Consider the following 23,280-nt stretch of genomic DNA (forward strand, 5'->3'; position numbering starts at 1 on the left):
AAAGCTTATGACAAATACAAACGGAAATGACATCATTTCAATTGATAAAGAGGAAATCACCATTGAGAAGGCAGACGACATTCGCGTTCAGCTTCGAAATGAACCAGAAGTGCAGAACATTGCGAGACAGATTGATGCGAAAAATCAGCTGGATCTGCTTGAATACGGAAAGCAGCCTGCTGTCGAAATCTCTAAGTTTTCTGATCGTATCCTTTCCATGATGCGTTCAACAAGCGTCACAGACTCAGGAACGATGCTCACGCAGCTTGGAAAGATTATGGATCGTTTTGATAAAAATGATTTTGACGAACCAAAGGGTGGTTTATTGTCAAAAATCTTTAAGCGCGGCGGCAGCATGATCGAAAAGATTTTCAGTAAATATCAAACACTCGGTGCAGAAATTGAAAAAATCAATGTGGAAATCAGTAAATATAAAGACGAAATGACCAAATCGACCGTGACGCTTGAAGAAATGTATGAGCATAACATTCAATACTATATGGAGCTTGAAAAATATGTCGTAGCAGGTCAAATGAAAATCGAAGAATTAAAGCAATTGGTTCCATCTTATGAAGAAAAAGCGGCTGGTGGGAACCAGCTGGCACAAATGGAGCTTGATACGCTTCGTAATGGCATTCAAGCGCTGGAAGAGCGTGTATATGACCTTGATATGGCACGGATGGTGGCTCTTCAAACGGCACCGCAAATCCGTTTGCTGCAGCGTGGTAATACGAAATTGATCGGGAAAATCAACTCTGCCTTCATCATCACCATTCCAATTTTCAAAAATGGAATCATTCAAGCTGTCACAGCGAAGAGACAAAAGCTTGTGGCTGATTCAATGAGTGAGCTGGATAGAAGAACAAATGAAATTCTGAAGCGAAATGCTGAAAATATCTCTAGTCAAAGTGTTGAGATTGCCAAGTTATCCGGACGGCCGAGTATCGACATTGAAACGATCGAATCCTCCTTTAATACGATTGTACAGGGGATGAAAGAGACGAAGCAGATCGAAGAGGAAAACAAACGATTACGCGAAGATGGAACAAAACGAATGCTCGAGCTTCAAGATAATATTAAGCGGGCTGCCCTAGAGTCCTAAAAAAACGAGCTGCCTGTAACAAAAGTTGCAGGCAGTTTTTTATAAATTTTATTAAAATTTGAATGAAAAAGGTTTTTATGTGACCATTTTCGGGTAAATCCTGTTCAGGGGAAAGATTCACCCATCAATGAAAAGTCCGGTGTCATGAGCATTCGACTTATTTTTTAGCACAATTAGGAATTTACAGTAAAATATTGTCTGATGAGAGAAAATACCCCGTAAAATATGTAGTTTTTGAAGCATTCTATAGGATTTAAGAGTAAAACGGCGTATGGTCTCTAATCACCAGACCTCTATATGGAATTCATACATATTGTGCGGAAATAAGCGAATTCTAAAGATTGTTCGCATCATAACGCATATGTTACGGTTATAAAGATGCTAATTTGGAGGGAAAAAATGAATTCTGAAGAGAGAAATATCAAGATCAAGATAAATAATGTATCTAAAATTTTCGGTAAAAATGCTAAAAAAGCATCTCAAATGCTTGAACAAGGGAAAACAAAAAGAGATATCCTAAAAGAGACTGGCGCAACAGTTGGTGTCAATCGAGCAAATTTTGATGTTTATGACGGCGAGATATTTGTCATCATGGGGCTATCAGGGAGCGGAAAGTCCACACTTGTGCGGCTGCTAAATAGGTTAATCGAACCAACCTCCGGAGAAATATATATTGATGGGGATATGATAACAAATATGTCAAAGGATCAATTGCGTGAAGTAAGACGAAAAAAGATCAGCATGGTCTTCCAAAACTTCGCATTGTTCCCGCATCGTACAATTCTGGAGAACACAGAATACGGACTTGAATTGCAAGGTGTAGAAAAAGAAAAACGAAAGCAAAAAGCAATGGATGCACTCAAGCTTGTAGGACTTGAAGGGTTTGAGGATCAGTATCCAAACCAATTAAGTGGAGGAATGCAGCAACGTGTCGGACTAGCTCGGGCACTTGCAAATGATCCAGACATTTTATTAATGGATGAAGCATTCAGTGCACTTGATCCACTTATTAGAAAGGACATGCAAGACGAGTTATTAGACCTGCATAGTTCGGTCGGCAAAACGATTGTTTTTATTACACATGATTTAGATGAAGCTCTTAGAATTGGTGATCGTATTGTATTAATGAAGGACGGTAACATTGTACAAATTGGTACACCAGAAGAGATATTAATGAATCCTTCAAACGAATATGTAGAGCGATTTGTTGAGGATGTAGATTTGTCTAAAGTGTTGACAGCTGGGAATATTATGAAAAGAGCTGAAACGGTTCAGATTGATAAGGGGCCAAGAGTTGCTCTAACCTTAATGAAAAACTTGGGTATATCTTCGATTTATGCTGTTGATAAACAAAATCGCCTGTTGGGGGTCATTTCTGCTGAAGAGGCGCAGCGTGCAACGGAAAATCAACTGACTTTAAAAGATGTGATCCATCAAAATATGAAAACCATTCACCAAGATACGGTTTTAACTGATCTTTTTGAACTTGTTTCTGAATCCAATATCCCAATTGCTGTAGTAGACGATAAAAACCGTATGAAGGGTATCGTTGTGAAAGGAGCACTCATTGGAGCGCTTGCAGGAAACGATCAATACATTAATTTAATTCATACACAGGAGGTGAACTAAATGCTATCTTTATCATCACTTCCTAGAATCCCTTTAGCAGATTGGATTGATCAATTTATTGATTGGTTAACTGCGACTTTTGGCGGTATATTTGATGGTATTGCTAATGGTTTAGCTGCATTTGTTCAAATGATTACAGATGGTTTAGGATTTGTTCCACCCATCATTTTGACGATTATTTTTGCTGGTATTACGTGGTTTATTAGTAAAAGAGGAATTGCTATCTTTGCTTTAGTTGGTTTCTTTATTATTGATTATCTAGGCTATTGGAGTGCCATGTTACAGACATTATCCTTGGTCTTAACATCTGTTATCATTTCGATTATTATCGGTATTCCAATTGGTATTTGGGCTTCACAGAAAAATACAGTTAGGCAGATTGTTACACCTATTTTAGACTTAATGCAGACAATGCCTGCTTTTGTTTATCTGTTACCTGCTATTTTCTTCTTTAATATTGGGGTAGTACCTGGAGTTGTAGCTTCTGTTATTTTTGCGATGCCTCCAACGATTAGAATGACGATATTAGGTATCCAACAAGTTCCGGCCACTTTAATTGAAGCGACTGAGGCATTTGGTTCGACAACGAGTCAACGATTAATTAAAGTACAGCTGCCACTTGCGACAAAGACCATTATGGCAGGGATTAACCAAAGCATTATGTTAGCCTTATCTATGGTTGTCATTGCATCAATGGTTGGTGCGCCTGGATTAGGTGAAGAAGTATACCGAGCTGTGACTCAATTGAAAACAGGAACTGGTGTAGAGGCAGGGATTGCCATCGTTATTTTGGCTATTGTTCTTGACCGAATTACACAAAATATAAAAACCAAAAAAACTAGGGGGGACGTTTAATGTTTAAGAAAATTGTAGGGATAAGTGCGGCGGCGATTTTGACTTTGGGATTAGCTGCTTGTGGTAGTGCAACAAATAATAAAGATGCAACAGTTGGAGAACAGGTGAAGTATAAAATTACTGGAATTGACCCAGGTGCGGGAATTATGGAAGCTGCAGATAATGCTTTAAAGGATTACGATTTATCTAAGTGGTCAGTGACTTCAGGATCTAGTTCTTCTATGACAGCGTCTTTAAAGAAAGCTTATGATAAAAAAGAACCGATCATCATCACTGGATGGAATCCTCATTGGATGTTTTCTAAGTATGATTTAAAGTATTTAAAAGACCCTAAGGGTGTGTTTGGTGAAGCAGAAGAAATTCACACAATCACAAGGAAAGGTTTTGCAGAGGATCAACCTCAAGCAAATCAATTACTTAGTCAGTTTAACTGGTCTGAAGATGACATGGGAGAAGTCATGCTTGCGATCCAAGAAGGGAAAAAGCCAAAGGATGCGGCTGCGGACTTTGTGAAGAAGCATAAGGATTTAGTAAGTAAATGGACTAAAGGTGTAGATAAGGTAAATGGAGAAAAAATGAAACTTGTCTACGTTGCTTGGGATAGTGAAATTGCTAGTACAAATGTGGTAGGAAAAGTGTTAGAGGATTTAGGTTATAACGTAACATTGACTCAAGTTGAAGCTGGTCCAATGTGGACAGCGATTGCTGATGGAAGCGCAGATGCTTCACTTGCAGCATGGTTGCCACAAACACATAAAGTATACGCAGAGAAATTTAAAGGCAAATATGAAGATGTGGGAACAAGTATGAAAGGTGTTAAAATTGGTCTAGTTGTTCCGACATATATGAAGAACGTGAATTCCATTGAGGATTTGAAAAAATAGCCAATTATGTAACAGTTCCCTTATAATAGAAGGGAGCTATGGAAAAAGCAGTCTGCTCAAAAAGCGGCTGCTTTTTTCTTATACATAAGGATGGTGGACGAGTTGTCGATGATGGATAAGCCAATCATGATTTTCCTGCATGGTGGAGGAGTAAGCAGCTGGATGTGGCAGGAACAGATTGAAACATTTAAAGAAGTATATGATTGCTATACCCCTGATCTCATCGGTCATGGGACAAGAGCAAATGAACAGCCGTTTTCCATGCGAGAAAGCACCCGTGAGATCATCTCATGGATTGAGGAGCATGCGCACGGCCGTACAGTCATTCTCATTGGATTCTCTCTAGGTGCGCAGATTGCCGTTGATATGTTATCGAGAGAGCCAGACATCGTAGACATAGCCGTGATCAATAGCGCCCTTGTGATGCCGTTGCCTTGGCTCTATTTGATGGTGAAGCCTATTTTACCTCTTACGTACCCGTTATTAAAGAAAGATTGGTTTATCCAGCAGCAAGCTGAAAAGATGGGGATTCCAAAGCATGTACTGGAACATTATGCGGCTGATTCGAAACATTTGCAAAAGGAAATTCTTCTTACTATGTTTCAAGAAAACCTTCATTACAAGCTGCCAGACACGTTTCAGCAAGCAAAAGCACGGATTCTTGTGACAGTAGGAGAAAAGGAAAGAGGCATCATGAAACGGTCAGCGAAAAAAATCACGAATGCACACCCAAAGGCAGAAGGATTCATCGTTCCAGCCATTGGACATACGTTTACTTTTGAAAAGAAAGACCTCTTTACCGAAATGATCAAATGCTTTGTAGAGGCGCGTGAGTTACCAGCTGAATTAATAGAAATCAGGTAGTCATGCCATGATGAAGTGAAGAAAGGCATAAAATAAAAGGGGCAGCCGTGTCTTAGAATTTGTATGATATAGATATAAACATGCTTACAGCTGAGCTGTTGCACGACTGGAAGCTCGTGAGCCATAGAAGGAGGAGCTAATGAGAAAAAACTATATCATTTTCGGTGCAAGTCAAGGATTAGGGGATGCTTTTGTGAAAGGTCTTCCTTCAAGTGGAGATACAGTTTGGATTGTGTCACGAAGTGAACCAAGCAGTTTGAACATAGATGACGGAGTACATAGAATTTGGCTGAAAATCGATTTATCAAGCCAAACACATATCCCTTTTATGCTCGAAGTATTGGGGAACAAGGCCATTGATGTCCTGATTTATAATGTGGGTTTATGGGAGAAACGAGGCTTTGAAGACGATTATTCTTTCGATGAGGATCAGCCAGAGGATATCGCTCATTTAATCAATGTGAATGTTACCTCAACCATTACCTACATCCAAGCATTGCTTCCGCACGTAAGGAAATCTGAGAGTGGAAAGATCATCGTGATTGGCTCTACTGCGGGACTCGACCATACGAACCTGCCGCAGGTTTCCTTTGTAGCGTCTAAATTTGGATTGCGCGGGATTGTGAATGCACTGAGAGAGCATGTGAGAAAAGATAAAATATCCGTGACCTGCATCAATCCAGGAGAGCTTGCGGCTGAGATTCCTTATGAAGATGGAGTAGAAAAAGCCATCACCCTATATGATGAAACAAGAATACCTGTGCAAGATATTGTGGAGCTTGCGAGATGCGTGATTCATTTATCAAGGGTATCTTGTGTGAAAGAAATCAACGTCCCAGCAATGACAGATTTGAATGCTTAAATGGTCGGAATAAAGTAGACCACCCGCTTTAAGAAAAGACGGGTGGCTTTTTTTATTTTACGATACATGCTGCTGAAGCGTTTTGTATACAGCCTCAGTCAAAATCTCAATGCCGGTAAAGATAGCAGAGCGGTCGAATGTCATATAAGGATGATGAAGCCCTGGTGTTAAATCACAGCCTAATCCGAGCATCGTGGATTTGATATGCGGAACTTCTGCTGCATAAAAATGAAAATCCTCTCCACCTGTCGTCACGATCGGCGGATCGAGCTGCTCTTTGCCTAAAACGTGTTCAATCGCATCAGACATGATCTGGACGGCATCCTCATTTAATGTCGCAGCTGGCAAACGATGATCTGTTGAAAGTGTAATAGAAGCGCCAAAGGCGTCCGCTACAGAATGACAAGCTCTTTCAATTTCCTTTTCTAGTTCATCCATCACTTCGTTTGTTTGTGCCCGAATATCTAGTGTAAAAGAAGCCTTACCAGGTATGATGTTTGAGCTGCCGCCGCCTGCATTCAGATTGGTCATTTTCACAGAATGCGCTACTCTTGGGTCGACATGTATATGCGCTAGTCTTTGCACGAGGGTAGCAGCGACTTCAATAACATTGATACCGAGGTGTGGGCGTGCACCGTGCGCTTCCTCTCCAATAATTGTTCCGATGTAATGATTACTTGACCCGTGTAAAATCGCTGGAGCGCAGCGTCCGTTTAGTGTTTCTTGAATTGGGCGCACGTGCACTCCGTATAAGTAATCGACATCTGATAACACACCTTTTTCAATCATCTTCAGAGCGCCTCCGCCTCTTTCTTCAGCTGGCTGAAAAATGAACCGGATCGTGCCGTTCGGTCGTTCTTTTTCCTTTAATGCCATGAAGGTGCCGAGGGCCATCGTCATGTGCGCATCGTGACCACATGAATGATTGGCTTGAAACACCCCATCTACTTCCTGCCAAAGTGCATCAATATCGGCTCTCACTGCGACCACTGGTGCGCCTTCTCCAATTTCACCGATCACCCCTGTACAGTCTTCAAATGTTCGTGTCTTGCAGCCCAGCTTCTTTAAAGTGTCTTCGATATAAGCGGTCGTATTCGTTTCTTCCCAGCTTATTTCTGGATGGGCATGCAGGTGCTCAAAGATGTCTGTCACGGTTTGTTTCATTTCGTTTGTCAAAGTTGTCATGAGAAGCCTCCTTGCTGACAGATAATCTGCCAAAACATTCTTTTAGTGAAATAATATTGATCTTAAATATCATCGATGTTTATAATATAACACATCATTTGATTATTCAGAAAATTAAGTGAAATTCTGATCGGGACAAAGGGGTTATGAGATGAAAACAGCGACAGTATCAGCACCTAAGAAGCAAAAACGAAAACTTCAAATGCCGGATGCGTATGTGCTCTTATTATGATTGCACTGATTTGTACTATTGCAACGTATTTTGTACCAGCAGGTGAATTTGACCGAAAAACATCAGGAGATATCACAACAGCCGTTCCTGGCAGCTATCATCGCATTGATCAATCACCAGTGAGTGCGGTTGGCTTTTTCACAGCCATTCAAGAAGGAATGGTGGGGTCATCTTCTATTATTTTTCTGATTTTATTTACTGGCGGAACCATTGCGATCTTGGAACGGACAGGTGCAATTAACGGGATGATTCACCATGTCATCAGACGGTTTCAAACAAAGCAGTTACTGTTCATTTGTATTGTCGGTGGCTTATTTTCTGTGCTTGGGACGACCGGAATTGTCGTGAACTCTGTCATTGGCTTTATTCCTATCGGCATCATTGTGGCACGATCTTTGAAGTGGGACGCTGTGGCGGGGGCGGCGGTCATTTACATCGGCTGTTATGCCGGCTTTAACGCAACGATTTTATCACCATCTCCACTAGGTTTATCTCAAACGATTGCAGAGCTGCCAATCTTTTCTGGAATTGGTCTTCGTGTCATTATTTATCTTTGCTTTCTGATTTCTAGTATTGTGTACATCTACTTATATACAAGGCGCCTGAAGAATAAAGAAAAGGGAAGCCTTCTTGGCGATCAATGGTTTCCTGCTAAGGGGCTTGGAGGAGCTGAAGCGGAATCAGTGGACAAGCCTGCCTTTACCAGCAGACATAAGCTGATTTTAGCGGTGTGTGGTTTGTCACTTGGGGGCTTTTTATATGGCGCGCTTCAGTTTGGCTGGACCGATAAGGAAATGGCGGGTGTGTTTATTTTTATGGCGATCGCTGCTGGACTGCTTGGCGGATTAGCAGCCAATGATATTGCGAAAACGTTTATTGTCGGCTGTCAAAGCCTTGTATACGGCGCACTTATTGTCGGGATGGCGCGCTGCATTTCAGTTATTCTAGAAAACGGTAAATTGCTTGATACAGTGGTCAATGGCTTGGCGAGTATGCTGACAGGATTTAGTCCAATTGCTGGTGCGATCGGGATGTATATGGCGAGTGCGCTTCTTCACTTTTTGATTTCATCAGGGTCAGGAGAAGCTGTTGTCTTTATTCCGATTCTTGCACCGCTGGCTGATTTAATGGGCATCACGAGACAGGTAGCTGTAGAAGCTGTCATGCTCGGCGAAGGAGTAGTCAACTGTGTCAATCCTACTTCAGGTGTGTTGATGGCTGTGCTTGCTGCAAGTGGTATTCCTTATGTGAAGTGGCTGCGTTTTATGGTGCCGCTTGCGCTCATTTGGTTTGTCATCGGTCTTGTGTTTATTTGTATCGGAGTGATGATCAACTGGGGACCTTATTAAACATGTATGAAGCTGCTGAAGAGAGTTTGGCAGTTTTTTTTTGTGGAAATATGTATGGAAACAGCGGTTTCAAAGCACAATAAGTGTGTTCACAAATTCGCTACATATTTTTTTGAGTAACCCCCTTGCAAAAGTTTGTGAAATGTTGCACAATAAGTATGTGAAATACTTCACAAATAAAACAACCTAGTTTTACTCAGGAGGATGAGGAAACATGACAAACGAAAAAGTAAACAAAGTAGCACTTATTGGAGCAGGTTTCGTCGGCAGTAGTTATGCCTTTACATTAATAAATCAAGCGATCACAGATGAATTGGTTGTGATTGATCTGAATCAAGACAAAGCAATGGGTGACGTAATGGATTTAAACCACGGGAAAGCATTTGCCCCGCATCCTGTGAATACGTGGTATGGAGATTATGAGGATTGTAAGGATGCAGATATTGTGTGTATCTGTGCTGGAGTGAACCAAAAGCCAGGTGAAACGAGACTTGACCTTGTTGAGAAAAATTTAAATATCTTTAAAGGCATTGTAGACAATGTGATGAAAAGCGGATTCGATGGCATTTTCTTAGTTGCCACAAACCCTGTTGATATTTTGACATATGCCACTTGGAAATTCAGTGGACTTCCAAAAGAACGAGTGATTGGTAGTGGGACCACTCTTGATACCGCAAGATTTAGATACATGCTCAGTGAGTATTTTGAAGCAGCGGCACACAACGTGCATGCGTACATCATTGGAGAGCATGGTGATACAGAGCTTGCTGTTTGGAGTCATGCGAATATCGGGAGTGTACCGATTACAGAATTAATGAAGAGAAATGATCAATACAAACAAGAAGACTTAGATGAAATCATGGAAAATGTCCGTCACGCCGCATACCAAATTATTGAGAAAAAAGGTGCCACTTACTACGGCGTAGCGATGAGTTTAGCCCGCATCACAAGAGCGATCTTGCACAATGAAAACAGCATTTTGACTGTCAGCACTTATTTAGATGGAGAGTACGAAGCAGAAGATGTCTACATTGGTGTACCTGCCCTTGTGAACCGAAATGGTGCAACAGAAATTATGGAGCTTGCACTGGACGAGACGGAAAAAGAAAAGTTCGCACACAGTGTGAATGTGCTAAAAGAGATTTTGGCTCCTCATTTTTAATCAATCAAAGACAATCTATCTGAGCAGAAAAGGATGAATCACTATGTGGCAGCAAATATATGATCCGTTTGGTAATGAGTTCGTAAGTGCATTGGTGGCAATGCTTCCAATTTTATTTTTTCTATTTGCATTAACCGTATTTAAGTTAAAAGGTGTTTTAGCCGCTTGTTTTACCTTAATCGTCAGTTTTATAACAGCTGTTTTCTTCTTTCATATGCCAGTTGAAAAGGCACTATCTGCTGTGCTGCTCGGTATATCTAATGGGCTGTGGCCGATTGGATATATCGTCATCATGGCCGTATGGCTCTATAAAATTGCTGTGAAATCTGGAAAATTTGATGTCATTCGTTCTAGTATTGCAGGAATATCTCAAGATCAACGTCTTCAGCTCTTATTAATTGGTTTTAGTTTTAACGCATTTTTAGAAGGAGCAGCTGGGTTTGGGGTACCGATAGCGATCAGTGCCGCCCTCTTAACAGAGCTTGGATTTAAACCACTCAAAGCCGCAATGCTCTGCTTAATTGCCAATGCTGCGTCTGGCGCATTTGGTGCAGTGGGCATCCCAGTCATTACAGGGGCGCAAATGGGCAATATGACGCCGCTCGCTTTATCTCAAACCCTTGTGTATACGATCCCATTTATTTCTTTCTGTATCCCGTTTCTACTCATTTTGATTGTAGACGGCTTCAAAGGGATCAAAGAAACGCTGCCAGCCTTGCTTGTTGTTAGTGGAAGTTATGCGATTTTGCAAGCTGTAACGATGGTGATGATGGGCCCTGAGCTTGCCAACATTATTTCAGCCTTAGCAAGTATGGGAATTTTGGCTTTATTTCTTCGAAAATGGCAGCCAAAACACATTTATCGTGAAGAAGGAGCACCAGCCATTGAACAGAAACAAACGTATCGCGGAGTTGAAGTCTTGAAAGCATGGTCTCCATTCTATATTTTAACTGCCGTTATTACTGTATGGAGTCTGCCAGCATTTAAAGCATTGTTTGCTGTAGGAGGACCACTCAACTGGACGACGATTTTAGTGAAAATGCCGTTTCTACATCAGCAAATTGTGAAATTACCACCAATTGCACAAACAGAAACCCCCATTGATGCGATCTTTAAAATTGATGTCATCAGTGCAACAGGTACTGCCATTTTCATTGCGGTCATGCTGACAGGATTGCTTAGTAAACATATTAAATTAACAGAAGGCGCTGCCTGCTTAAAAGCAGCGGTGAAGGAGCTGTGGGTACCTGTTCTCACCATTTGTTTTGTCATGGGTTTTGCAGGCTTGGCGAACTTTGCCGGACTGAGCTCTGCAATTGGACTTGCGCTTGCAAAAACAGGCGATTTGTTCCCGCTTGTCAGCCCAGTACTTGGCTGGATCGGTGTGTTTATTACGGGATCTGTCGTGAGTAACAACGCATTATTCGGTAACCTTCAAGCGGTCACTGCTTCTCAAATCGGCTCACAGGCAGGTTTGTTAATCGGTGCGAATACAACCGGTGGTGTCATGGCGAAGTTAATTTCTCCACAATCAATCGCCATCGCTACAGCAGCCGTTGGAGAAACAGGTAAAGAATCTGAGCTATTCCAAAAGACAGTGAAGTACAGTGTCATCCTGCTTGCCATCGTGTGTATATGGACGTTCATTCTTGCTCAATTTGTATAGGTTTTAAAAAAGACTGAGAGCCATCTCAGTCTTTTAGCGTGTAGACAAACCCTCGCATTCTGTGTCAGTCCTGCGTGTGCCGGTGCTCACGAATGTCAAATTCGCTCCGCCCTTCGTCCTTCCTAAACTGCAAAGCTTTTCTATCACGCTGAAAAGAAGACAAAGGGCTAAAATAAAGATCATTTTAGCCCTTTGTCCAACAATCTGAGACTGAGAGTCATCTCAGTCTTTTTTTGTTTATGTAGATTCTCTTGTCACGAGCCGGGTAGGCAGCTGAATATGTTCACGCTCTAATGGTTTTTGGTTTTGCAGGAGCTGGATCATTTGCTGCACAGACCGCTGGCCAAGCTCTACGATCGGGATGTCGATGGTGGTGATCGTTGGAGCCGTCACCTCGCAAATGTCTTGGTTGTCATAGCCGATAACCGCTAGATCCTCGGGGATTTGATAACCACATGAAATGGCTTGTTTAATGAGCCCTGCTGCGACTTGATCATTGCCGGTAAAAATGGCATCAGGTGTATCCGGCATGTCATGGATCAAATCCATTAAGCGAAAGCCGTCATCAATGGTAAAGGCCTCCCCAAACAGCCAATCTTCATTTAGCGGCAAACCGTGAGCAGAAAGCGCATCAAGATAGCCCTGTCTTCTTTGTTTCTGTGCCTCACTACTTTCTGTATCAAAGCAAAACCCAATCGATTTACGTCCTGACCGAATCAAATAGTCAACAGCTTTATAGGCGGCTTCGCGCTCATCGTATCCAATAATCGGGATGTCTGCTGTTTGATGATATTCATTCGCCATGACAATGGGGCCGTTTGCTAAAAACGGCTCGATCTTTTCCCACTTATTTTCTAATGCCCCTAAGATGACGCCATCTACTTCTTTTCTTTTTAATAATTGAAGCCCTTCGATCTCTAGGGATTCTTGGTAAAACGTCTGGAGCACGATAGCTTTATACCCTTGATCCAGTGCTTCCTTTGAAATGCCTTTAATCAATTGTGCAAAAAAAGGATGGTCCACAGCCGGGACAGACACAGCAATGGTCTTTGTCTGATGTGAACGAAGGGTGCGAGCCGCTGAACTCGGCGTATACTCCATTTCCTTCATCACCTGTAAAATGTGCTGCCGCTTTTCCTCTGACACATATGGATGATGATTCAGCACCCTAGAAACAGTAGTGGTTGAAACCCCGCAGCGCTTGGCAATTTCATAAATTGTACACATATTAACAAATCCTTTACACAAAGTTATTGTTCTGAAATCGATAACATCATTTACAATGTGAAACAAGTTAAATATTAACAAATGGAATTGATTAATTGGAGGGAATGGAATGCAAATATTGACGAAGATATCAGGTAAAAGCAAGGATTATCTACCTTTGCTGGATATGATCAATCAAGGTGTTCAAGTAAAGTCTGATTCAGTTGAAAAGCATCTAGCGAATGAAAAGCTGGTGACGTTCCTGGAGCAAGATATTGAGCACACGGGCTTGGAAAAAATTCTCTTCCATTATAAACAAAATAAGGAAAAAAAGATACCGTTCCTGCCAGTTGATAAATTGATTTCAGAGGATGAGATCGATGATATTATGCAGGTGCTGAAAGAAGTATTGAATTCTGGCCGTTTTACTTCAGGGCCATATATTCCACGTTTTGAAAAAACGCTCGCTGAGTACTTAGGGAAAAAATATGTCATTGCCACGTCAAGTGGAACAGATGCCCTCATGATCAGCCTCATATCAGCAGGCGTCCATCCAGGAGACGAGGTCATTCTGCCAGCCAATAGCTTTGCTGCAACAGAAAATGCAGTACTTGCCGTTGGGGCTGTTCCGGTTTATGCCGATATTGACCCAGACACCTACTGTCTGGAACCGAGTGAAATAGAGAAGCATATCACGGATAAGACGGTATGCATTCTTCCGGTTCATTTATATGGAAAGCAAGCGGATATGAAGGCCATTTCGGCAATTGCGAAGCAGCATGGTCTGAAAATCATTGAGGATGGCTGTCAGGCGATTGGCAGCAGCGGCCTTGGGGCATTTGGAGACGGACTTGTTCTCAGCTTTAACCCATACAAAAATCTCGGAGTCTGCGGAAAGGCAGGAGCCATCGCAACGAATGATAAAGCCTTAGCCGAAAAATGCATGGAGATCAGCTATCACGGCTTTGAACCTGGAAAGAAAAATGTCAAACGCAGTGACTACGGCTTTAATTCCAAGATCGATAACTTGCAGGCAGCGATCGGACTAGAAAGGATGAAGTATTTAGGTCTGCAAAACTTTAAACGTTTTTACTTAGCAAAGCGATACATTGATCAGCTGCAATCGCTTGAGGATGAAGGGTATATTAAGCTTTCGAAGTTGACGGATGATCATGTATGGCATCTATTCCCAATCAGGGTGCTGAAAGGAGACCGAGATGAGCTGGCGGCGCAATTGCTGGAGATGGGCATAGAGACAGATGTCTATTACCCAATTCTATCGCATCAGCATAAAACAGCTCTTGTTTCTCAAAAGTATAAACAAACGACGCTTCCGCACACAGAAAAAGCAGCACAGCAATTGCTCCATTTGCCACTTTACCCAGGAATGCCGCTGCAAGATCAGGAGAAAGTCATCGAGGGGGTCCGTCATGTTATCAAATCTTCCATTCAATAAAAAGCTGTTAAATCAGCCGCAGAACCCTCAGTGGATCGTCTTCTGTGACTTTGATGAAACCTATTATTCTCACGGGATGACGGAGAAGCAGAGGGAGGATGTAAAGCGGCTGGAAGCATTTGTGGCAGAAAAGAGTGAAGCAGGGCAGCTCATGCTGGGCTGGGTGACGGGAAGCAGCCTCGATTCTGTCACGAGCAAAATGGAAAAAGGCGGCTTCAGCCAATTTCCGCATTTCATTGCGTCGAACTTAGGAACTGAGATTGTGTATACGTCGGATGCTCAATTTGGACAGCCAGATGCGGAATGGATGAAACGGCTGGATGCACAGGGTTTTTCAGATGAAAAAATCGAAGACATCCTGCAAACCGTACGTGAAAAGGGGATTACCCTCAAGGCGCAAACGCAGCTGGGCAGCTCAGGATATAAGAAAAATTTCTATTATCAGGAGCAGGATGAACGGACAGACCTTCATCATCTCTCGTTCATACAAACGCTTGCCAAGGAGCGGGGTGTGGCAGTCAACATCAACAAATGCAACCCACTCGCAGGAGACCCTGCGGATTGCTATGATGTCGATTTTTTACCAGTCGGAACAGGGAAGGATGAAATTGTCCGCTTTATGCTGAGTCAATATGATCTATCAAAAGACCAAGGCTTTGCCTTTGGAGATAGTGGGAACGATTTGAAGATGCTTCAATCCGTCACGCACGGGTTTCTCGTCCAAAATGCGACGGCCGAGGCCAAACGGCACCATCACCAAATTTGTCATCATGGGTATGCAAAAGGAATCTACGAAACACTGAAAACAGTGATGTATAAACATGAGGAGGCACATTCATGAAGAAAATTGGAATTGTTGGAGCTGGGAATATTGCAAAAGCACATGCAAGAGCATTATCAACGATCAAAGGTGCAGAATTATCTGGAGTCTATGATTTGCACGAATCAGTAGCACAGGGATTCATTAAACAGTACGGAGGGCGGGTGTATTCAAGTATCGATACGCTAGCGGATGCATCTGATGGGTTGATCATTGCCTCCCCTAATTTTTGTCACAAGGACCATGCCCTTCAGGCGCTAAGAGCGGGACAGCCGATTTTATGCGAAAAACCGATGGCTGTGTCGTTGAAAGAAGCGAAGGAAATGGTGGAGACAGCCAAACAGTTCCAGGTTCAGGCCAGTATTGGTTTTAACTATCGGTACTTATCCTTTGTGAATATTTTGAAGAACTTAATTGCCAACGGTGAATTGGGCCGAATTTTAACAGTCAGGACACACTTTAAGAAAAATAGTGCCCTCAGGAGAAAAACATTTTCGTGGAGAGACAGCGGCGAGAGTCTGCGTACAAGCGGCGCTCTGGGGGATCTTGGGATTCATTTGATTGATATGCTGTGGTACTTATTTGGCAGTGAAATGAAAAAAGAATCTCTTAACACGAAGATGCTGACACATGTAAAGGAAAAAGAAGAGAAAAAGGTGCAGGTCGATGATCATACCGAAATTTTTGGGCAAATGGAGAATCAAGTGTTCTTTCATTTGGTGACGTCTAAAAGCTCGCAGCCTGAGGAATGTGGATTTAGTGTAGAAGTGATTGGCCATGACAAGGTATTCAAATACCATACGAACATGAAAAACGAATATGAAATTAGTGATGGTTTAAGTGTAGAACGTCATCAAATGCCGCAAACCCTGCTGACTGATCCGCTTAATGAATTTTACGGATGGTCCGATACATTCCGTGATCAGCTATTGCATTGGGTGAATACAGATCCATACCCATCTCATATGAAGGTGGCTGATTTTGAAGATGGATATCGCGCGCAGGCTGCGCTCAATACGTGCTTCGAGAGGGAAGAGGCTGTCGTTTCTGCCCGTGCATATTAAAGAGGTGGAGCGGAGGATTTATGACTCCGCTCCTTTTTAGAGGAAGTGAAAAGATGAAAAAAGTGTTTTATTTTGGCTGTGTCTTTTATTTTTTTATTGGGACCATTCATGTGTTTTTTGGCAGCTTAACTCCTTATTTGCTGTCTAGTTATGATAAGGGTCCCGGGGAATTATCTTCTTTAATCTTTTTTCAGTTTATTGGTTTTTTGACAGGTGTTCTTTTATCCCCCATTCTTGTGAGAAAAAAAGGCTATGGCGCAGTTCTGACCATGGGTTTGCTGCTGATGATCGGCTCACTTCTCCTTGGGCTTTTGGTGCCGGGCTGGACAACGCTTGTGCTGGCAGGGTTTTTTCTTGGGAGCGGTGCGGGCAGTCTTGAGACAACAGCTGGGGCGTATGTGATTTCAATGGCAAACAGTGCTAAACGAATTAGCATCATGGAAGTCTTTTTTGGATTGGGTGCACTCCTATTCCCTCTTTTGATTCTGCTGACCGTCACAGAACAGACGTGGCATTATGTGTTTTTATTTCAGGTGGGTGCGCTGACATTTTTCCTCATGCTCTGGCTTGTCTTTATGAACAAATTGCCTCATGGGCAGATGGCAGCTCCTTCTCAAAAGATGAAGAAGCCGTCTTTGCTTGTTGATCGCAGCAATCGAATGATTGTCGTGCTCATGATATGCTTTGCTTTTTTCTATGCAGGGATTGAAACGAACTTTGCGAACTTTTTGCCGTCTATCATGCTGGAAAAAGGGGGGGACAATTGGGGTCTCTTTGCTGTCTCCACTTTTTGGACGGCGATTGTCATCGGCAGAACCGTGATTGCGAGAAAAGCAGATCAGCTGCATCCGCTGCGTTTTTTAAAGCTCAGTGCAGCTCTCATGATCCTGCTGCTCGTTGTATTTGCACTGACAACCCACATAGCCGCACAGCTGATTCTCATCTTTTTCATCGGCTTGTGCGCAGCTGGCATGTTTCCAATTGCGCTGACTGCCTCTGCATTAATGATTGAAAATGCCATCGACGAGGCAACGAGTTATTTTATTGCAGCCGCGAGTTTGGGCGGAGCCTGCTTGTCCTTTTTCATTGGATTTAGCCTTGAATGGGCAGGAGCGGCAAGTGCCATCTTTGTTTTCGCCTTCTTAGCCGTTCTTCTGTTTGCGGCTGCTATTCAAATGAATCGCTTCAGGAAAAGAGAAACGGCCCTTCCGCAGCAGTCGGCGCTGAAAGCAGATCGGTAGGTAAGCAGCGTACCCAATGGCTCCTCTTTTTTTGAGTCCGCCTGAAAAGATGACAAAGGACTTGTACTAAAACACAGAAAGTTTGAATAACATGTACAAGTCAGCATCAAAAGGAGGACGTCTATGTGGCGGTGTTTTTTGGTTATATCTTTTTAGGGTTGTCACTTTCAGCGCCTGTTGGGCCAGTCAATGCAGCCCAAATCGATAGAGGGATTAAAAGTGGATTTTGGCACGCGTGGATTTTTGGTGTGGGGGCTATGGCTGCGGATATTGTCTATATGCTCCTCATATATTTTGGTGTCGCCCAGCTTTTGACCGCACCTCTTGTGAAAACCTTTTTGTGGCTGTTTGGTTTTTTCGTTCTGACCTATACCGGCATTGAAAGTCTGCGTAAAATCAATTTGCAGGAGAGTCCAAAGAAGGACGGAGGAAACACAACGATTGGCCATTCCTTCATGACGGGATTTTTCATTTCTCTTTCCAATCCGCTCAGTATTTTATTTTGGCTTGGAATCTATGGCAGTATTTTGGCCAATACGATCGAAAAGTATGGGGCTTCCCAAATGCTGATGTACAGCATGGCTATTTTTATCGGCATGCTCATATGGGATTTCAGTATGGCGTTACTTGCAAGTACGTTTAGGCGCTACTTGAATGAGCGCATTTTACATGGCTTATCTGTTCTTGCAGGTGTATCCTTACTTGGCTTCGGTGCCTATTTTGGGTATCAAGGCATCATGGCATTGATTGGGTAGAAATGTTGTAAAACAGACTGACGCAATCAGTCTGTTTCAGCGTGTAGACAACCCCTCGCATTCGTTGTCAGGTCTGCGCGCCGGTGCTCACGAATGTCAAATTCGCTCCGCTCCGGTGCTCGTCCTTCCTAGACTTCAAAGGTTTTCTATCACGCTGAAAAGAAGACAAAGGGCTAAAATAAAGTTCATTTTAGCCCTTTGTCGACAATCTGAAACAGACTGACGCAATCAGTCTGTTTTTTTGTAAGGATTGACAGACATAGAACATACTTGATTAATGGTGGAATATAAAATTGATTCAAGGAGCTTCTGCCATGCGCATTTTTCTGCCAGTATTCAACTATGCATGTATGCTAATGTTGTCTGTCATTTCAGCGACATTCGTGTATACCATCCTATTCACCCCGCCTGAAGTGGGCTTCAGTTATATGGAGATAACCAGTCTTTTGATTTTGATTGCTATGTGATTTTTGCTGCACCGATACAAATTGTTTTACACCGAAACCCTAAAAAGTTTCGAGGCCGTGATTTGCTGATTTATTTGATTACGGCGTGGGTTGTTTGTTCGGCGTTGGCTTTGTGGATTGATGATGGACTTGTCGTGTTCATTAGCTACAAAGTCTATATGTTTAGCTTTTGCGCCGCTCTCATTTATTGGTTGTTGGATTCCGTCTTTTTGATGAAGAACCGATCATAGGGTTTTACGGTCATCTGTATATTACTAAAGCGAGAGTGCGCTCTCTATGAAAAGGAGTAGCATGATGGTTACATACACTTGATCATACATAATTGGACTCAATTGAACCAATAGATCCACCTTATGGGTGCGCAGGGAAAGTCGTTGAAGGACAGTCACCACAGCCTTTTTTTCTCATAGGCTATGGAGAAGACGCTAAAACGAGGTGGAAGGAAATGGCCCAGCTGTATGCAAAAAGTTGCCTTGATCAAAATCTACGATCGCTAGAAGGATGGAAGCAGGATGCTTTCACGCAATTTGGAGAGATGGTAGGAGATGAGGCAGATACATTCCCTTGTGTACCAGGAAGACAAGGATTTTTCCTCGATCATTTACGTTATGGTTTTGTTGGTGATCCGAGGGGAGAAGAAGCTGTCAATGAGCTTGCAGAGCTGTTAAGGGCTTATCAAAGCTGTTCAAGACAAACCGGTCAATATGCTTCATTCATCTGCTTTTTTGAAACGCCTCAGGATTTGCAAGAACGTTCGATTGAAGAGTTTGAGGATCAGTTTTGGTCGCTCGTTCAACGATTACATCAAAAAGATGAAATGAAATGGCCTGATGACATTCCGGCAGATCCTGAGCATCATGAATGGGAGTTTTGTTTTCACGGGGAGCCTTATTTTATTTTATGCGCGACACCTGCTCACAAGCTCAGAAAAAGCCGTCACTTCCCTTATGTCATGATGGCGTTTCAGCCAAGGTGGGTGTTTGAGAAGATGAATGGTTCGACCACATTTGGACAAAAAATGAGCAAACTCGTTCGTAAGCGGCTCAAGGCATATGATCAAGTAGATGTACACCCTGCGTTAAAATGGTATGGGGATCAGAAGAATTTAGAGTGGAAGCAATATTTCCTCTCAGATGATGAGGCGGAGAAACCAGCCTCCGCCAAATGTCCATTTACTGCATTAAAAAACATGATGAAATTATGATGCGGTCTGATCCTGTTTCCACTTTTTCTTCATAAATAGCACCATGATGGCAATTACTGCAATGATCCCAATACTGATAAAAAAGCCTGGTCGTCCGCTGGCCTCTGTCAATGTCCCTGAAACGGCGGCTCCAATTAAGAGCAGCGCAAGAATCATTTCACACGTTTGGCGAGTGGATGGCTTTGATAGCTTTTTACTTGAGAACAGGATGAACACCCATGTGTACAGAAGGGTAAGACCGGCTGCTGTTGTGAGGTGCTCATAGATGTGTTTGGACAAAAAGAGTGCAAGCAAAATCGAGACAATTAATCCAGCAGCAGTTAAGATAATCGAAGACCATCTGACATGAGATGGGTCTTTTTGTTTAAAACAAGCAGGTGCATCTTGATGCTCCGACATCGTGCCAAGAAGAGTCGTGACCGCATATAGAGAAGCAACCAATGTAGAAAAACCGGCTATAATGAAAATGCCATTGAAGATATGAAGAAAGATTGACAAATGAAATGGCTCTAATGATGTAATAAATGGACTGCTGTTCTCGTTAAAGGCTGTCACTGGGACAAGCAAGAGAGCAAGTCCGATCGAGACGATATAGATTACGGCTAGAATGATCAGCATGACACGTCCAGACTTTGCAGCATCCTTCGGGTCCTTTAAATGAACCGCCATCAGCCCCATGACTTCAATTCCCCCAAATGCATAAAACGCATAAATCAATCCATTCCAAAGACCAAGCGGACCAAGCGGCATCCATTCGTGATCTTTGTTTGGCAGATGGAGGGCCGGTTTATGATCTGTGAGAATGCCGCATAAAACAAGGACGGCGAGAATCATAAACAGCAGGATCGCTCCGGTCTTCAGCACCGCAAGGACATTTTCAGTCTTTTGAAAAGAAGACAGCCCAATGATAATGACGAGCAGAGCAAGAGCGGAATAAATCGCAGAAAACACCCAAAGCGGAACGGATGGAAACCAGTGTCGGGTAAAAAGAGAAATCGCGGTCAACTGACTTCCTGTAATCAGCATTTCTGCAAACCAATACACCCAGCCATTGCTAAAACCTGCCCAGCGTCCATACGCTTTACGAGCATAAGAACAAAACGACCCTTTATCAGGGTTTTCTGCTGTCATCGCAGCCAAATGTTTAAAGACGAGATATGTGCCGACTGCAGCAAGAAAAAATGAAATACAGACGGAATAACCGGACTTTGTAATGGCGATGCTGGAACCAAGGAAGAAGCCAGTGCCAATTGTACAGCCGACTCCGATGAGAGAAAGCTGCCACCAAGATAAAGATTGTTCTTTCAATGTACGTGCAACACCTTTCCAATTCAATGACATTAGCTTGTGACCGCCTCTTTTTTTTATACATGATCAAAGGGACGTTTTGGGCATACTGTCATGGAAAGGAGTGCATGTGATGAACGGAGAATACGTGATTTTACCAAAAGATGGGCACGGCTTTCGTTTAGGAAAAGGCCAATGTATGCGAGTAGTCGATGTCGAAGGCCAGCAAGTAGCAGATGTGATGGCTTATCATGAAAAAGATTTTTATGAAAAATTTGACCAAGGCGCTACAATGGACAGCCTGTCCTCTTCCAAAGTGAAAAAAGGTGATAAGCTCTATTCTAATTTATATAAACCGATGTTTACGGTCATTGAAGATACAGTAGAATGCCATGATTTATACATGCCTGCGTGCCGGCAAGAAATGTATCAGCTCCTATATGGCCGGACGCACTTAGAGGCGGTGCATACATGCTACGATAATCTTCGTACAGCCTTTGAGCCGTTCGGTATTCCGAAAGAGGATATGTACTACCCTTTTAACGCCTTTATGAATACAGTCATTGATGAAAAAGGAAAGCTGTCTGTGGAACTGCCAAAATCGCTCCCCGGTGATTATATCCGTCTGCGTGCCGAAATGGATCTCATTGTGGCAATATCCGCATGTCCAGCTGATATAGGAAAGTGCAATGGTTCAAGCTGTACTTCTATACGTGTGGAAATTGATTGAAAGGCCATTCAAAAAAAGACTTGGTCTCTTTCGTTTGTGAATGTTTGATCATTTATGAAAAAGGGGAACGTCTAACAAAATAACCTTCAGAAAACATGCTATAATGAAGATTCTAAAATCGTTGTCAAACCAATTAAATTGAGAGTAAAACCTGTTCTCTTCATGTAGAGGATGCTTAGGAGGAAAAGTGTATGAGTTTGCAGAAAAAGATCAGCCAAGAGTTGCATGTGCAGCCCTCAATTGACCCAAAGCAGGAGATCGAAAAACGGGTTGGATTTCTAAAGGATTACTTGAAAAAAACCGGTACAAAAGGCTTCGTCCTCGGCATTAGCGGCGGACAGGATTCGACGCTTGCTGGCCGTCTCGCTCAGCTGGCTACATCAGAGCTGCGTCAAGAAGGGAAAGAAGATGCTGTCTTTATTGCGGTTCGTCTCCCGCATGGCGTGCAGCAGGATGAAGACGATGCTCAGCTCGCTCTATCATTTATACAGCCAGACAAGTCATGGAAATACGATATTGCGCCTGCGGTGGCTGCATTCAGTGATCAGTATCAAAAGGAAACAAACAAGCCGCTGTCTGACTTTAATAAAGGGAATGTGAAAGCACGTATGAGAATGATCGCACAGTATGCCATCGGTGGAGAGGAAGGGTTACTTGTCCTCGGTACAGATCATGCGGCTGAAGCAGTGACCGGTTTCTTCACGAAGTATGGTGATGGAGGTGCAGATGTTCTGCCGCTCACGGGTCTAACGAAACGCCAAGGACGGACTCTGCTAGAAGCTCTTCAAGCACCGGAACGCCTGTACTTAAAGAAACCAACAGCCGACCTGCTGGATGACAAGCCTCAGCAAACGGATGAAACAGAACTCGGTATTACGTACAATGAAATTGATGATTACTTAGAAGGAAAACCAGTTTCCGATCAAGCTGCTGAAGCGATTGAAAAGCGCTATGTTCAATCAGAACATAAACGCCAAGTACCAGCTTCAATGTTTGATGACTGGTGGAAATAAGAAAATGCCGGAACCCTCTCCAGTGAAGGAGAGGGTTTTTAATTTCAGGTGAATTTGACAGAATAAAAAGAACATGTTGCATTTAAATTAGTAGAACGATATACTTACGTCTGTTTTACTAAATTAAGGGTGAATTTTTTGATAAGATAGTGAAATGATTAGTTCGATTCACTTAATTCATCAATAAATGACTGTATTTTCAGAAAAAATATTGACGGCAAAAACGAATGCGCTTACAATGAAATCA

Annotated in this window: 20 protein-coding genes and 1 pseudogene; 18 read left to right on the top strand and 3 right to left on the bottom strand. The window is 42.7% G+C overall.

Going from position 1 to position 23,280, the window contains the following annotated elements; genetic code table 11:
* Positions 1–7 precede the first annotated feature (7 nt).
* The 6 genes from R0K30_RS08740 (at position 8) to R0K30_RS08765 (ending at position 6,196) form a co-directional block, all read left to right on the top strand.
* A complete protein-coding gene (locus tag R0K30_RS08740; protein ID WP_410610153.1) occupies positions 8–1,102 on the top strand; it encodes a toxic anion resistance protein in 1,095 nt (364 codons plus the stop codon).
* Positions 1,103–1,501: 399 nt separating this feature from the next.
* Positions 1,502–2,731, top strand: coding sequence for a quaternary amine ABC transporter ATP-binding protein (locus tag R0K30_RS08745; protein WP_410610155.1), 1,230 nt, complete (start codon positions 1,502–1,504; stop codon positions 2,729–2,731).
* Positions 2,732–3,586 carry a glycine/proline betaine ABC transporter permease subunit OpuAB gene (gene opuAB / locus R0K30_RS08750; RefSeq protein WP_099726137.1) on the top strand — a complete coding sequence of 285 codons (855 nt, stop codon included), beginning with the start codon at positions 2,732–2,734 and terminating at the stop codon, positions 3,584–3,586.
* Positions 3,586–4,470 (top strand): glycine betaine ABC transporter substrate-binding protein, encoded by an 885-nt coding sequence (locus R0K30_RS08755; protein ID WP_230031242.1) that lies wholly within the window; start codon positions 3,586–3,588, stop codon positions 4,468–4,470. The genes opuAB and R0K30_RS08755 overlap by 1 nt, the downstream gene beginning before the upstream one ends.
* A gap of 108 nt (positions 4,471–4,578) precedes the next feature.
* Entirely contained in the window at positions 4,579–5,334 is a 756-nt protein-coding gene (locus tag R0K30_RS08760; protein ID WP_249705172.1) for an alpha/beta fold hydrolase, read from the top strand.
* Positions 5,335–5,473: 139 nt separating this feature from the next.
* Positions 5,474–6,196, top strand: coding sequence for an SDR family NAD(P)-dependent oxidoreductase (locus R0K30_RS08765; RefSeq protein ID WP_410610159.1), 723 nt, complete (start codon positions 5,474–5,476; stop codon positions 6,194–6,196).
* Between the two features lie 57 nt (positions 6,197–6,253).
* Here the strand turns inward: R0K30_RS08765 and R0K30_RS08770 are convergent, their stop codons facing one another.
* Positions 6,254–7,381 (bottom strand): M20 peptidase aminoacylase family protein, encoded by a 1,128-nt coding sequence (locus tag R0K30_RS08770; protein ID WP_099726133.1) that lies wholly within the window; start codon positions 7,379–7,381, stop codon positions 6,254–6,256.
* 151 nt (positions 7,382–7,532) lie between these two features.
* Between R0K30_RS08770 and R0K30_RS08775 the strand changes: the two are divergent.
* The 3 genes and pseudogenes from R0K30_RS08775 to R0K30_RS08785 all read left to right on the top strand — a co-directional run bounded on the left by R0K30_RS08775 (position 7,533) and on the right by R0K30_RS08785 (position 11,790).
* Positions 7,533–8,962 (top strand): annotated as a pseudogene (locus tag R0K30_RS08775) (YfcC family protein).
* 214 nt (positions 8,963–9,176) lie between these two features.
* Positions 9,177–10,124, top strand: a complete 948-nt coding sequence (locus tag R0K30_RS08780; protein WP_230031245.1) for an L-lactate dehydrogenase — start codon at positions 9,177–9,179, stop codon at positions 10,122–10,124.
* A 43-nt stretch (positions 10,125–10,167) separates the two neighbouring features.
* The gene (locus R0K30_RS08785) at positions 10,168–11,790 is read left to right on the top strand and encodes an L-lactate permease (protein ID WP_410610162.1); all 1,623 of its coding nucleotides are present in this window, start codon (positions 10,168–10,170) and stop codon (positions 11,788–11,790) included.
* 237 nt (positions 11,791–12,027) lie between these two features.
* On the opposite strand, the gene R0K30_RS08790 is transcribed toward R0K30_RS08785, so the two are convergent.
* Complete coding sequence (locus R0K30_RS08790) at positions 12,028–13,017, bottom strand: LacI family DNA-binding transcriptional regulator (protein WP_327924545.1); 990 nt, start codon at positions 13,015–13,017, stop codon at positions 12,028–12,030.
* Between the two features lie 109 nt (positions 13,018–13,126).
* On the opposite strand from R0K30_RS08790, the gene R0K30_RS08795 reads away from it, so the two are divergent.
* The 7 genes from R0K30_RS08795 (at position 13,127) to R0K30_RS08825 (ending at position 20,003) form a co-directional block, all read left to right on the top strand.
* On the top strand, positions 13,127–14,452 hold the full coding sequence (locus tag R0K30_RS08795) for a DegT/DnrJ/EryC1/StrS family aminotransferase (protein WP_410610165.1): 1,326 nt from the start codon (positions 13,127–13,129) through the stop codon (positions 14,450–14,452).
* Positions 14,427–15,293, top strand: coding sequence for an HAD-IIB family hydrolase (locus R0K30_RS08800; protein WP_249705167.1), 867 nt, complete (start codon positions 14,427–14,429; stop codon positions 15,291–15,293). Before R0K30_RS08795 ends, R0K30_RS08800 begins: the two co-directional genes overlap by 26 nt.
* Positions 15,290–16,336, top strand: coding sequence for a Gfo/Idh/MocA family protein (locus R0K30_RS08805; RefSeq protein WP_099726126.1), 1,047 nt, complete (start codon positions 15,290–15,292; stop codon positions 16,334–16,336). The genes R0K30_RS08800 and R0K30_RS08805 overlap by 4 nt, the downstream gene beginning before the upstream one ends.
* 53 nt (positions 16,337–16,389) lie before the next feature.
* A complete protein-coding gene (locus R0K30_RS08810; RefSeq protein ID WP_099726125.1) occupies positions 16,390–17,577 on the top strand; it encodes an MFS transporter in 1,188 nt (395 codons plus the stop codon).
* Between the two features lie 125 nt (positions 17,578–17,702).
* A complete protein-coding gene (locus R0K30_RS08815) occupies positions 17,703–18,332 on the top strand; it encodes a LysE family translocator (protein ID WP_099726124.1) in 630 nt (209 codons plus the stop codon).
* A gap of 463 nt (positions 18,333–18,795) precedes the next feature.
* Positions 18,796–19,029 (top strand): UPF0715 family protein, encoded by a 234-nt coding sequence (locus R0K30_RS08820; RefSeq protein WP_230031248.1) that lies wholly within the window; start codon positions 18,796–18,798, stop codon positions 19,027–19,029.
* A 215-nt stretch (positions 19,030–19,244) separates the two neighbouring features.
* Complete coding sequence (locus tag R0K30_RS08825) at positions 19,245–20,003, top strand: YqcI/YcgG family protein (RefSeq protein WP_099726123.1); 759 nt, start codon at positions 19,245–19,247, stop codon at positions 20,001–20,003.
* On the opposite strand, the gene R0K30_RS08830 is transcribed toward R0K30_RS08825, so the two are convergent.
* Positions 19,998–21,344, bottom strand: coding sequence for an amino acid permease (locus R0K30_RS08830; RefSeq protein ID WP_256499280.1), 1,347 nt, complete (start codon positions 21,342–21,344; stop codon positions 19,998–20,000). The genes R0K30_RS08825 and R0K30_RS08830 overlap by 6 nt on opposite strands.
* A gap of 79 nt (positions 21,345–21,423) precedes the next feature.
* On the opposite strand from R0K30_RS08830, the gene R0K30_RS08835 reads away from it, so the two are divergent.
* Positions 21,424–22,020, top strand: coding sequence for a DUF1989 domain-containing protein (locus tag R0K30_RS08835; RefSeq protein WP_099726121.1), 597 nt, complete (start codon positions 21,424–21,426; stop codon positions 22,018–22,020).
* Positions 22,021–22,211: 191 nt separating this feature from the next.
* A complete protein-coding gene (gene nadE, locus R0K30_RS08840) occupies positions 22,212–23,033 on the top strand; it encodes an ammonia-dependent NAD(+) synthetase (RefSeq protein ID WP_410610170.1) in 822 nt (273 codons plus the stop codon).
* Positions 23,034–23,280: the final 247 nt, after the last annotated feature.

Origin of the sequence: Bacillus sp. SIMBA_154 (genome assembly GCF_046536015.1) — a bacterium.
Taxonomy (GTDB): Bacteria; Bacillota; Bacilli; order Bacillales; family Bacillaceae; genus Bacillus; species Bacillus pumilus_P.

Bases quoted from the DNA above. Each gene is read 5' to 3' on its own strand.
- R0K30_RS08740 (WP_410610153.1), top strand. From the start codon at position 8: ATGACAAATACAAACGGAAATGACATCATTTCAATTGATAAAGAGGAA.
- R0K30_RS08745 (WP_410610155.1), top strand. From the start codon at position 1,502: ATGAATTCTGAAGAGAGAAATATCAAGATCAAGATAAATAATGTATCT.
- opuAB (WP_099726137.1), top strand. From the start codon at position 2,732: ATGCTATCTTTATCATCACTTCCTAGAATCCCTTTAGCAGATTGGATT.
- R0K30_RS08755 (WP_230031242.1), top strand. From the start codon at position 3,586: ATGTTTAAGAAAATTGTAGGGATAAGTGCGGCGGCGATTTTGACTTTG.
- R0K30_RS08760 (WP_249705172.1), top strand. From the start codon at position 4,579: ATGATGGATAAGCCAATCATGATTTTCCTGCATGGTGGAGGAGTAAGC.
- R0K30_RS08765 (WP_410610159.1), top strand. From the start codon at position 5,474: ATGAGAAAAAACTATATCATTTTCGGTGCAAGTCAAGGATTAGGGGAT.
- R0K30_RS08770 (WP_099726133.1), bottom strand. From the start codon at position 7,381: ATGACAACTTTGACAAACGAAATGAAACAAACCGTGACAGACATCTTT.
- R0K30_RS08780 (WP_230031245.1), top strand. From the start codon at position 9,177: ATGACAAACGAAAAAGTAAACAAAGTAGCACTTATTGGAGCAGGTTTC.
- R0K30_RS08785 (WP_410610162.1), top strand. From the start codon at position 10,168: ATGTGGCAGCAAATATATGATCCGTTTGGTAATGAGTTCGTAAGTGCA.
- R0K30_RS08790 (WP_327924545.1), bottom strand. From the start codon at position 13,017: ATGTGTACAATTTATGAAATTGCCAAGCGCTGCGGGGTTTCAACCACT.
- R0K30_RS08795 (WP_410610165.1), top strand. From the start codon at position 13,127: ATGCAAATATTGACGAAGATATCAGGTAAAAGCAAGGATTATCTACCT.
- R0K30_RS08800 (WP_249705167.1), top strand. From the start codon at position 14,427: ATGTTATCAAATCTTCCATTCAATAAAAAGCTGTTAAATCAGCCGCAG.
- R0K30_RS08805 (WP_099726126.1), top strand. From the start codon at position 15,290: ATGAAGAAAATTGGAATTGTTGGAGCTGGGAATATTGCAAAAGCACAT.
- R0K30_RS08810 (WP_099726125.1), top strand. From the start codon at position 16,390: ATGAAAAAAGTGTTTTATTTTGGCTGTGTCTTTTATTTTTTTATTGGG.
- R0K30_RS08825 (WP_099726123.1), top strand. From the start codon at position 19,245: ATGGCCCAGCTGTATGCAAAAAGTTGCCTTGATCAAAATCTACGATCG.
- R0K30_RS08830 (WP_256499280.1), bottom strand. From the start codon at position 21,344: ATGTCATTGAATTGGAAAGGTGTTGCACGTACATTGAAAGAACAATCT.
- R0K30_RS08835 (WP_099726121.1), top strand. From the start codon at position 21,424: ATGAACGGAGAATACGTGATTTTACCAAAAGATGGGCACGGCTTTCGT.
- nadE (WP_410610170.1), top strand. From the start codon at position 22,212: ATGAGTTTGCAGAAAAAGATCAGCCAAGAGTTGCATGTGCAGCCCTCA.